Source organism: Aestuariibaculum lutulentum, from assembly GCF_032926325.1.
Lineage (GTDB): Bacteria > Bacteroidota > Bacteroidia > Flavobacteriales > Flavobacteriaceae > Aestuariibaculum > Aestuariibaculum lutulentum.
Genome location: NZ_CP136709.1, coordinates 1229911 through 1241951, shown reverse-complemented (window position 1 = coordinate 1241951; position 12041 = coordinate 1229911). Strand labels below are relative to the sequence as shown.

At 28.3% G+C, this 12041-nt stretch carries 8 protein-coding genes; 2 read left to right on the top strand and 6 right to left on the bottom strand.

All coding sequences use genetic code 11. The annotated features are described in order from the left end of the window. Positions 1–82 precede the first annotated feature (82 nt). Both R1X58_RS05235 and R1X58_RS05230 read right to left on the bottom strand, forming a co-directional pair. Entirely contained in the window at positions 83–1075 is a 993-nt protein-coding gene (locus tag R1X58_RS05235) for a kinase (protein WP_240572306.1), read from the bottom strand. Between the two features lie 417 nt (positions 1076–1492). Further along, positions 1493–2245 carry a hypothetical protein gene (locus R1X58_RS05230; protein ID WP_240572305.1) on the bottom strand — a complete coding sequence of 251 codons (753 nt, stop codon included), beginning with the start codon at positions 2243–2245 and terminating at the stop codon, positions 1493–1495. 175 nt (positions 2246–2420) lie between these two features. Here R1X58_RS05230 and R1X58_RS05225 point away from each other — a divergent pair, with 175 nt between their 5' ends. Together R1X58_RS05225 and R1X58_RS05220 are read left to right on the top strand one after the other, a co-directional pair. After that, positions 2421–3677: an AbiH family protein gene (locus tag R1X58_RS05225; protein ID WP_240572304.1), complete on the top strand. Its 1257-nt coding sequence runs from the start codon at positions 2421–2423 to the stop codon at positions 3675–3677. Positions 3678–3685: 8 nt separating this feature from the next. Next, positions 3686–5527 carry a DNA/RNA helicase domain-containing protein gene (locus R1X58_RS05220; RefSeq protein WP_240572303.1) on the top strand — a complete coding sequence of 614 codons (1842 nt, stop codon included), beginning with the start codon at positions 3686–3688 and terminating at the stop codon, positions 5525–5527. A gap of 45 nt (positions 5528–5572) precedes the next feature. Here the strand turns inward: R1X58_RS05220 and R1X58_RS05215 are convergent, their stop codons facing one another. Genes R1X58_RS05215 through R1X58_RS05200 form a run of 4 tightly spaced genes read right to left on the bottom strand, consistent with a single transcriptional unit; the run spans position 5573 to position 12010 of the window. Next, positions 5573–6871 (bottom strand): McrC family protein, encoded by a 1299-nt coding sequence (locus R1X58_RS05215; protein ID WP_240572302.1) that lies wholly within the window; start codon positions 6869–6871, stop codon positions 5573–5575. Then, positions 6871–8787, bottom strand: a complete 1917-nt coding sequence (locus R1X58_RS05210) for an AAA family ATPase (RefSeq protein ID WP_240572301.1) — start codon at positions 8785–8787, stop codon at positions 6871–6873. Before R1X58_RS05210 ends, R1X58_RS05215 begins: the two co-directional genes overlap by 1 nt. Beyond that, positions 8769–10376 carry a DUF2357 domain-containing protein gene (locus tag R1X58_RS05205; protein ID WP_240572300.1) on the bottom strand — a complete coding sequence of 536 codons (1608 nt, stop codon included), beginning with the start codon at positions 10374–10376 and terminating at the stop codon, positions 8769–8771. The genes R1X58_RS05210 and R1X58_RS05205 overlap by 19 nt, the downstream gene beginning before the upstream one ends. Continuing rightward, the gene (locus tag R1X58_RS05200) at positions 10376–12010 is read right to left on the bottom strand and encodes an McrB family protein (protein WP_240572299.1); all 1635 of its coding nucleotides are present in this window, start codon (positions 12008–12010) and stop codon (positions 10376–10378) included. Before R1X58_RS05200 ends, R1X58_RS05205 begins: the two co-directional genes overlap by 1 nt. Positions 12011–12041: the final 31 nt, after the last annotated feature.

Sequence of the window (12041 nt, the reverse complement as noted above, 5' to 3'; positions counted from 1 at the left end):
TCACTGAACTGAAAATCCGCTAGGATTTTCAGAAGTGGGCGAGATCAAGCAATAACTTATACCATTGTTGGCAGCTGGTTTTTTATCTTCTTAATCTTTTGTCTGCAAGAGCTAAATATTTTAGTCCGCTTTGGTCAAATACATTTTCAGCTCTTTCTATTTGTAATGCAGAATACACAGCATTTGCAAATCCAGGTAATGCTCCAAATATTGCTCCTGTCGTTGATGCTGCCGCTATTCCTTGATAAGCACCGATTAGACCACAGACAGTTCCAAACAAAATACTGTTAAATTGACTCTCATTCATTTTAGTGGACAATTCATCTTTTCGTTGAGTTAATTCTGCTAGTCGTTGATAAAATAATGGTGTTCCCTCAATTATGTTTGAGTCTAATGCAATTAATTCAACTTGAGTTCTAAAGGCTTGTAATAAGTCAGAATGTTTTTCTTTAAATCTCATTAAGCGAGTTAAATCAATATCTTGAGGAAAAGGAATTAAATTCCTCAAAATTGTTTCTCTTTTTTCCTGTATTTTTTTAAATGAGTTTCGATAGTGAAAAGGTTTAACATAATCGGTTGTTGGGAGTCTATCTGTTTTAGCACTGACTAAAGTTGCTAAAAAATTCATTAGATTGTTTGCTGTCCTTTTCTCGACTGAATACCAACGTCCTCCTGAACTTTCAGCAAGTCCTAATTGCTCTAATTGGTAAAATATTTCTTGGTCAAATTTGTCAGCGTGAATGTTGGCTTTTGAAAATTTGTCACTATGGATATTTCCGCGATTACCTGCAATGAATCTATTTTGTGCTTTTTCGAGTTTTTTTCTGTTTTCTTGGATTAATTCAATGAATGGTCTTGTCGATGTCCATGGATTGTCTAAAACATCCATTGGATTAATTGGTGTAACTAGTCCTTCTCTTACTAATTCGAGCATAAACTGGTCATAGTTTCTTTCTGGTTCATAGAAATATTCTTGTGGAACAATCGAGCCTATATTATCATAATAGAGAAGTGTTCTTAATGTCCAATCTGTTCTAGGTAAATTTATGTACGGAAAATAAAGTAAGTTACTCATTCAGTTCAGTTTTTAACTTGCTGCCAACTATTTATGTCTTTATAGAATATGCCGTTTATTCTTTATATGTTAAGGAATAACCAAATTAAACATTTTGAATATCTATAAATAATATATTTTTAAAACTATGCTTTAAATGTAAGAAAATTATATTTAAATATGGTGTTTCTTATAATTGGGTTTAAGTATATTGTGCGAAATTTTCTGAAGGCTGTATGTTACGATTTTGAAAGGTTGAGTTTATTAGAAAATTTATAAAAATCCATTTCCTGAATTGAGTAAGAATGTGTTCCAGAATTGTTTTGAGAATTGTTTTGAGATTTGTTTTTTCTATAAACCTAAAATTGACTTAATTTATATTTCTCAGCAACAGTTTTGTAAGTTTCATATCAAACGGTCAACTGAAATAATAAGGTATTATTTAAAGTTTTGATCCATATTATTTAGAGGGTCTATTTCATCGGCTTTAGAGAAAGCCCATTCAATATATTTTTCAAAATCATTATTATTAGAATGGTTAGATATCGTTTTTTGTTTAACTAGGGCATTTAGGAAGGAACGTATTTTATTTGCCTTGTTGTGGTTTTCAGCATCGAGTATTAATTGATTGAATTTTTCTTCTTCTATTGCTTTTTGCCTAGATAGTTCTGCATCAATTTTTGCTTGAGCTGTTCTTATGGCTTCCTGTATTGCTTGACGTTTTCTTAAGTCAGCCCATCTTCTACTATCTTTTTCAAGATAATCGTAAATTATAAATAAGTAGTCTTCTAAGTTTTTATTTTCTCTATCAATCCAACCTTTACGTGCATAGCTCCCTACTTGAAATTCAAGTTTGTCGCTCTTTTCGTAAGAATTATGTGAGTAGCCACTATTGTTTTTAATGCGCTTTCTGAAATATTTTTGTCTTAAGTTTATTTCTGTTAGTTGGCCGTACATTTCAATATGGCACCTATTACATTCAAATTTAATACTGTGATTATTGACTTCCAGTTTTTTAATTAGACTATCCATGAATTTAAGAGCTCTATTTCGTAATTTAGGTTCAACTGTAATCGGTAAAAATTTAGAATTGTATTTCTCCTGTTCTTTCCAACTTAATCGATCTATTTTATCTAGTCGTTTAAGTTCTATTTTGGTTTTCTGAACAAGTGGATGTAGCTGTGTTTTCATATTCTTACTTTTTGAAACTTTTAGTAAATGTTAGTCTTAATTCCAGAGAGGAAGTATTGAATATTTTATTGGAATAGGTTATCTATTCAATTTTTAAATTTAAACATTAGAAATTTAATGAGTGTTTGTAGAAATAATCCTATTTTTAGCTTTGAATTAATTTTTAAAAGCATCAATGGCGTTATATCGAACCTCGGTTTTAAAGCAGTTTAAATTAAAAGAGAAACCAAAGAAACTGGATTTATCTAAAAAAATATTACAAGTTAATAAGCTTATATTAATAGGTAACGGTTTTGATTTAGCGTTAGGGTTAAAAACGAAATATGAAGACTTTTTATTATGGCTTTTAAAAAAATATATAGTTCAAGCTTTAGAGTCGGGTGAACAAAATGCACCTTTTGATAAATATCCAGGAATGTATAATGAAATTTATAGAAAAAGAGATTTTAGAAAGGTATATGGTTATAGTGAAAATAATCTTTTCGATGTTCTTTTTAATACGAGTTATAGGCTTGATAAAAATGAAATTTTACAAAAGGAAAATTTAAAGGACTTGAATGATCTTTTAGGTAAATTTAAAATTGAAATTGCAATACATAATAAAAATGGACTTTTTGAGGAGATTTTAAAGGATAGTAATTTAAGGTGGGTAGATGTTGAGGGGAGTTATTTCAAAATAATGAAAGAGGTAATAAATAGAAGTAGAAAATTTCCTGACAATTATATTGATGTTTTAAATTCAGATTTAGAAAAAATAAAGGGGTATTTAAGAGAATATTTAAAGGAGTTAGATTATTCAATTTCAGAAGATTTAAATGTAGCGACTAAATATTATTCTCAATTTATCCAGGGTATTAAACGAGCCGAATTGACCGAAGTCGCAAAAAAAAGTGAGGTAATTAAAACTGAGAATTTATTGTTTTTAAATTTTAATTACACCAATTCACTAAGTAATGTTATAAATAAATCAAGAAGTGAATTTTATTTTAATGGGAACATAAATATTAAAGAATGGAGAATCCATGGTAGCTTGACAGGAGAAATTAATTCAATGGTATTTGGTTATGGTGATGAGATGGATAGCGACTATAAAAAAATTGAAGAGCTTAATGATAATAGATTTTTTAGAGGAATTAAATCTTTTAAGTATAGTGAAAACTCGAAGTACAGGGATTTATTAAGGTTTTTATATTCGGAGGATTATCAGGTTTGTGTATATGGGCATTCTTGTGGTCTTTCAGATAGATTAATGCTAAATGAAATCTTCGAACATGAAAACTGTAAATCAATAAAAATCTTTTATTACGATAAAACCGAATTTGTAAATAAAACAATGGATATCTCCAGACATTTTAAAAATAATCAAATTATGCGTCAACGGATTGTTGAATTTAACGAAGAAGATCAGATTCCTCAGGTAAAGAATTCTTAATTTTTATTATGGCATCCAATTCAAAAGATTTCCAAACTTATTACACTGTTAACGAACTAAAGCAATATGATAATGAGGAAGTTGTAACTCATATTAAAGATTTTCTAAAATATAAGTTAGGTCACGAAAAATTTTCGAAAGGGCAAATGATTTCCTGGAACAAATCTATTGATTTAGTAAGAAGTATTTTTGAAAAGGATAATCCTAATTGGCACATTTTCTTTGAATTTTTAATTCCGTTGTCAAGCGGTAAAAGACCTGATATATTACTCACTAATGGAGTTAATATTTTTATAATTGAAGTAAAGAACAAGTCTAAGTACACAAAAGCAGACTTAGACCAAATTGCTGGTTATAAATTGGATTTAGAATTTTATCATTCAACTGCCAAAAATTTTGAATTTCACCCAGTATTACTATTGTTGGGGGCAGATGATATGTATGGCACTTGTGACGGTATTACCATTGTAAGTCCTGATAAATTAAAAATGCATTTGGTTCAAAATTATCAGGAATATTTAATGATACATCCTAAAAGCCTAAATGAGGGTGTTTTTAAACCTGTCCCTAGTATAGTTGAATATGCTAAAGATGTTTTTAATAATAAAGAAATACAAACCATTGAAAAGGGATGTTTTGAAGATTCACATGTTATAAACTCAGAGCTAGCTGAGATTATAAAAAAATCGGAGGAGCACAAAGAACACTCTGTTGTTTTTATAACTGGAGCACCGGGTACTGGAAAATCTGCCATAGGATTAAAAACATGTTTTGACCATAACGGTCTATTCGTGTCTAAAAACAGGCAATTTGCTGAAAATTTAAAAGCTGAAGTTGGTTCTGAGAGCAACATTAAAACGAATCATAATTTTATAACCGAGTATTCAAAATCTGATAAAGTACCGAATTGGAATGTTGCAGTTTTCGATGAAGCGCAAAGACTTTGGCGAAAGAATAAAATGCGTTATTATTTTGGTCTTGAAAAGGCAGAAAGTGAGCTTTTGGTGAATAAGTTTATTTCAAAAGAATGGTGTGTTTTGGTTGTTTTAATAGGGAATGGTCAAGAAATAGGTAGTGATGAGTCCTGTGATTTTTATATATGGAAAGACGCTATGGAAAGTTCAAACAAAAATTGGAATGTATACGGATCGGGTAAAATTAAATGGGAGTTTCACCGGGGTAAAATGATAAACTATCATGATAGACCTGATTTCAATTTAACCAATTCATTTAGAAATTTTAAAACTCCTAATTTTCCAAAGTTTGTTGATGAATTATTAGATCACCATTCTGGAATTAATTCAATTTCATTTAACTCTTTGAAAAGCCAATATTCTAAATTAAAGCAAGGTGGTTTAAAGATATTGGTTACCAGAAATTATGATAAGGCATTAGAATATTGTAGGGACAGGTATCAGGATAGGCCAAATTCGTATTGTACATTAACATCCTCTGCTTCATACATAAATGATATAGACGAGCTAAATTTTCAAAATTCTATAGTATATGACTATAATAAGTCATCAAAATTAGAAATTCATGAATATTTAATTAGTAATGGGAAAGTTGCAGGAAATGAAAATGTGTCATTTGCACTTAGTGAGTTTTCATCAATTGGTTTTGAATTACAAATGCCAATAATTGTTTGGGGGCTAGACTATTTGTGGTATCATGGTTCCTGGAATTTTGATTTTGAGACAAATGCATTTGGTAATACCTTACTAAGATTAAATACTTATAGAATTTTGTTAACCAGAGGTCGCGATGGGGTTATATTATTTTTTCCACCAGTTTGGAATTTTAATAATACTTATGAGTTTTTTAAAGAATTAGGGGCAGATGTGATATAAGATGCTGCTATCCCAATTTACTTGTAGTTTTAAATATAAATTAAATTAATCTACATAGGGTAGTTTTAACCCGGTTTTGTAAATCTGAATATAATGAGGGATTTTATTGGCTTTTAAAGATTCTCTGTTTTTAAACTCCATTTCATTTTCTTGATCTGAATAAACAATAAGGCAATCTATAATTTTATTTAAATTATTTAATTTCATCTCCTGGTAAATAGATGACAGCCTTGCATAGCCACTTACTTGTCTTATGTCATCCACTGAAATGTTTTTTACAGCATATCTTGGTTTATATTTTGCATCAACTATAATTTTATAATTACCATCTTTAGAATTTATTATAAAATCAGGTTCTAAATAGTGAAATTTTTTATGGTAAATAACCTCACCTTTTATGGGAAACAAATTTCTTAATTTTTTATACACATAAAGTTCAAAGAGCATACTCATATCAATCCAAAAAGGAGGAGTCTGAATCAAATTTTCTCCTACATTTTTAATATTATAACCGTATCTCTTTAATATAAGTTTTGCAATATATAAGGCTTGTTCATATTCTTTGAAAAGTGGATTTGATTTATAATTCTTTAAATCATGTATCTCAACTTTATTATCAACTTTATCAAAAGCTGGCTTAATAAAACTCAAGATTGATTGTAAGTTAATATTGTCTGAACCTTTTAAGTTTTTTAAAACCCTTTCTGAAAATTCCAATGCTTTCTTTAATACTTTATTTTCAATAGAATTATAACCAAATTCGTTATAACTGCAATAAGTAGAAAAATGGTCACCTTTAAAATGGTTGTGTCTAATAGTTTTATTGATTAGGATTTTACCTTTAACTTTGGAACTGAAGTTTGTTGTTTTTTTATAATAACTTTTTTTTAGGCCTTTACGAACAATTTTTTTGAGTACATTGAGATATTGAATAATTAATAGGGGGGAGAGTAAATCTTGCTTTTGCCTTATTTTAATTAAGGGCTTTTTGAAATCGATATTATACAAGTAATCTAAATGATTATAATTTTCATTTTCTTTTAATGATTCAAAAAGCATAGTTAAATAATCTACACTATTATTTTCGTCATTAATTTTTGGTTGAACATAAATTGGTAACTTATTTTCAACAAGCCAATCAACTCCAATAAAATAGGAACTTTTAAATAAATATTTATTAACGTTGGATTCGTCATATTCTAAACTAAAACATAACTGATCACTTCTTTCTTGAATAAAATATCGGCTAAATTTTAGACCATTTAAAATATCAGAATAAGCTGATAAATCAGTATTTAATGGCTTAGAATCAGGATAGCCATGATGTTCATTCAATACTATCATTATAGACTATTAATTGTTTCTAATGATGATTCACTTAATATACCATCCTTAACATATTCTTTTAAAATTGGTTTTATTTCATATTCCATTTTCATTTTAAACTCATCTTCATTTTCTGCTATAAAATAACTATGACCTAACCAAATGTCCTCAACTCTAAACTCGTCAGATAAGTATTCTGATTTTTCGAGAAATGTGTGTGAGTTTAAAATATATTCATCAATATTTGATGTAAATAATTTAGAAACTTCAATAAATTTATCTTTGATAAAGATTTTATTTTCTAATTCAGAATCTTCTAATATTTTAGGTAGAACTTCTACGAATGCAAAGCGTCGTCTTATTGCATAATCAATATGACCAACACTTCTGTCCGCTGTATTCATAGTGCCTATTATATACAGATTTGGAGGTATTATAATACTATTTAAACCATCTATATCATACATGCTTTCAACAGAATCACCTCTGTATTCTAAAGCATATATTAGCTCACCTAAAACATTCGGCAGATTTGCTCTATTTATTTCGTCAATTATTAATACATAATTTTTCTGCTTAATACTTTGTATATTAATGATTGGAGCTTTTTTACCTTTCATGAAATCGTAAAAAGCATCTAATAATAGTTTGAAATATGTTGCGTGGGTTTTACCTAAAGAACTTATTTTTTCTTCCTTTTTTATGCTCTTTCTACTTGAAATGTTATTCATGTATAAATGGATTATATCTGAATATTTCATGCGGAATTGATTTTTCCAAGTATTACCTGTATATCTAAAAGCATCCTCCTCAACTCCTATGATATTTACTGTATCATTGAGTGCATAGTTACTATTTGAATCCATGGAATCTATAATAAAATCCTTAAAGTCTTCAAATTCTTCTTTAACCCATTGTTCTTTTGTGATAGATTTCGTGTCTTTTTTACTATCAATATAGTTTTCGTTGGCTTGAGCAGCTAAAGATGCTAATATTTTATTTTCAGTTTTGTATTCAACTTCATTACCATTGTTTTTTACAACTATACCTCTTACGAAGTCTTCGTATGTGTATGACGGATGAAATTGAATTAAAGCATAATCATTAGACTCTTTAATGGGTTTTGATTTAATAAGACTGTTGTTTTCATGAAGATATTTTGCAATAGCGGCATTATATGGGTCGAAACCATTGCTTTGACCGCCTTCCCATAATCTATTTTTATAAGCCTCTCTAATACCATTAAAAGGTATTTCATATGAGCTATTTGTTTCTAATATTACCGTACATCTATCATTTTTTATGTTTTTAATTCTATATGTTTTTCTATTAGAGGCGCTTGGGATGCTTTCAACATCCTTAAGTCTTTCAGCGATATTGGCATTAGTTAAAGGAATTTGTTCTAACGTAATGCCCTCATGTGTATTTGTATTGCATAATTCTGATGCCAATATTTTAGCTAATCTTGTCTTACCAGTCCCTGGAGGACCTTGAAGAATAATTTGTTTCTTTTGTTTTAAAAGACTTATAAGATTTTCTTTTCGTGCCTCCATTGTATATTTTTTTAAAGTCTTACTAAAAATATTTTGGGTGTTTAAATCCTGTACTTTACAAATACCTTGTTGTAATTGATACTTAAACTGGTCTTCCTTTTGTAATACAAACCAATTAGCCTTTGCTATTAACAAATTATCTTCGAATGGTATTTGAAGTTTTTCAAATTCATGCTTATAATTTGGATTTGATACACATGAATGCATCTCTTCGCTAACGATGGCAAAAGCTAAAATCGTATGACCATTTGCAATTAATATCCAATCATTTTTTTGAAATGGTTTATCAATCCAACTAATTACGATACTATGATTTTTGATAAAATCATAAAAAAGAGGTGTGTTACTTCCCCATCTACAACCTAACTTCCATAATTGCATAAAACTTTATTTAATAGTGTTTTCAACTCGCTATTATCAAAATTAGGCTTTAAAACATAAGCGCCAACACCTGAATAAAGTGAAGTAAGGGGTTCTGGATAAAAAATATTATTAGAACCAGGAAATAATGCAATTGCAAAATTGCAGTTAATAATGGCATCTTTATAGGTGTGCATTTTATGTATATCTTCTGATTTCACAAGTTCATGTTTACTTTTAAATTTGGAATCTAAAACCAAAATTTCTAATTCATTAGTATTTAAGTTTACAATTTCAATTGAAAAATCAGGGTCCAAATTTATGGAATATGTGTCTACTTGTTTTTTGTAGGTCTTTTGATAGAATAATGAAATTTTTTTGTCAGTAGTTTGGTAAGAAATTTCTGGAGAGGATAATATTACACTATTTCCATTTACGACTTCTTGGTAATCAGTATTTTTGTTATAAGTTTTTAGAATGTCATCTAAAATTTCTTCTAATTTAAAAAAACAATAATATTCATATAGTTTATCAATCTTCTTTAATTCAAGAATTTCATCATATGTGTTTTCAGAAAAATTTATAACTGGTAAAGAGTTCATATCTTGATAAAACCTTAAAGCTTTATTATAGGGTGTCTTCTTTTGAATTACTTGTGAAGAAAAGGGTATGTAGTTCATTTTTTTACAATCACGTAAAATTGATCGATTAGAATAATACCAAAGGTTTTTTTTAATGGATATGATATCAATATTCTCCAACATATGATTTGACATTATGTCATACCTTCCTTTACAAACATTTATTAATTGACATAAGTTATCAACTAAAAATTTAATGAACCTATTTTCTACATTATCATAGGTGTCAAATTCTAAACCGTGACTTATTTCCACAGGAATATGTTCTTTGCCATTGAATACTAACTTCTTTGATAAGCTTGATGATTTTACTGAAGGAGTGAATTGATTTGAACCTGAAAATATTTCAACCATTGATTCTTCATCAATATAAGGAGCTAATTCAAGTTTTTCATATTCTCTTCTGCTTAAATTTAACCTATGTGGTTCTTTAATAATTGATTCAAGCCAGGGTTTTAAATGGTCTTCAAAGAATTGAGCTAAATATTTAAATCTCAAATATTCATTTTGTTGTAAATTTTGTTTTTTCCTTATTACTTTTGAACCTACTCCAGATACATTGTAAGAAAAAGTAAGGTTAGAAATCTTTGAATCAACGGTTTTTAGTAATTCTTCAAATTCAGAATTTGATAGTTTTGAAGATTTTACAATTAAATCTAATTTTTCGAATTTAGACTTACCAATAGAATTTTTAAAAAATAATTCACCAATATTATTATCAATTAATCGTCCTCTGTTATTAAATAGACTTTCATTTAAAATTTTATCATTAATTGACTGAATATAGTAAGATTGCCATTCATGAACAGATATTTTATTATTGGTTTCATCAAATTCAAATGAATACTCATCATCAGTAGCTAAAACGTAATCTATATTTTTATCACTATTTTTAAGCGCACCAATAACATCACCCAATTTTAAGCAAATAATTAAGGAATCTATTTTAACAGCTTTTACATTTAGCATTACTCAATAAAACTCGTAAAACCGTTATACATTAAATTTTGTATCATCCTGATAATTTTTTTTGCAGTGCGAGGATATTTAAATAAAGAATTTAATTGTTCATTATTTTCACCTGGCCCATTATTTAAATCATTTAAAATATTTTCAAATTCCTCTTCAGTATATTCCGATTGTGCAGATAAATTATTACTATCGTTTGAAAGACATAAAGACAATATGGACATAAGTGGATTAAATAGCTGTTCGGCAGAACCATGTAATTTTGGCAATATTTTTTGAAGTATTTGAATATCTGTAGCAACTGTAATATTAGCACTTGAAGATTGACTAATAGCATTTAAGCAATAATTAGAAACTTCATTAAATACCCTATAGCCAAAGTGTTTATTGTATTTTTTTAAACTTTCATTAATTTTAAAAATATCATCAAATTGAGTTTTGAATTGGCTTTCAAATTCAATAACATGTGCTGTATGTGATAAATTTATTTTTAATGGAGCTATATCTGTAGCAAAGAAATAATTATCATCAGCCAGGTTGTCATTATTAGAGTATTCAGGTTTATTAAGTATGCTTTCTAAATTCACTTCGTTCATTTCAATTACATTACTTCTATCTAATACTTTAGGGCTAAACATATGTGTGGTTTCATCTACATTTACAGTTCCTACAACGAATAAGTTTAAAGGAATCTCGATCTCTTGCGGAACGTAATAGGAATAATTTGGATAAGAACCTTGTACAAATGCATCACCAGAATTGTAGGCTGGTAAAGAATCATTTGATTTTAAAACTGAATTTGAATGAAGTTGTATAGAATGTTGTTTTATATCAAAAAATTGACTTTTAATACTTTCATAAGTAGTTTTTATTGAATCAAAGGCAACTTGAGATGCACTATCTAATGTGTCATAATTTTTGAGTTTATAGCTACCGTCACTGCCTTCTAATAATTTTCCAGCTAATCTTGAAGGTAGACTACTGGAATCCTTCTGATTGATTTCTGTTCTGTATTGTGGAGTCCAATTAGCAGGGTCTCCGTTAAAGAATGTTTCTTTCCATAGAGTAGAGAATATATCTGAACGATAATCACCAATAGACATAGCAACATTATTAGGATTTATATGCAAACATGACATTATAATCGCCTCTGATAAAGATGTGCCTGCTGGAAAACTAAAAACACTTTTAAGGTCACTTATTGTACCGATAGAAGAAGGTGTATATCTTCTTGTTTCGATTAAGCTTAAAAAATCGGCAAAATATTGTTCAACCTTTGCTAGATTCATTTCATCAAGAATAAGAAAATAAGGTTTGTCAGGATTTGAATGAGCTTTTAGAATTAATTTTAAGATTGGAGTAATAGAATAAGTGTCGTTCACCAAATTATGATAGCCGAAAACATTACGATTATCTCTCCAATTTGGTTTTACAGGAACTAATTCATATTGGCTATCATTTTCTGATAATATTTCTGCAAAAATTTCTATTATTTTAGATTTACCAGAACCTGAAATACCTGAAAGTATAACAAAAGGCTTTGTTTGTAATGAAATAAAGAGATTATAAATTTGCTCTTTAGAATATAAAAATCCTTTTTCTTTAAACTTGGTGTAAAAATCTTCTGATGTCATTTAATATTTTTAACAATTTTAATCATTATTT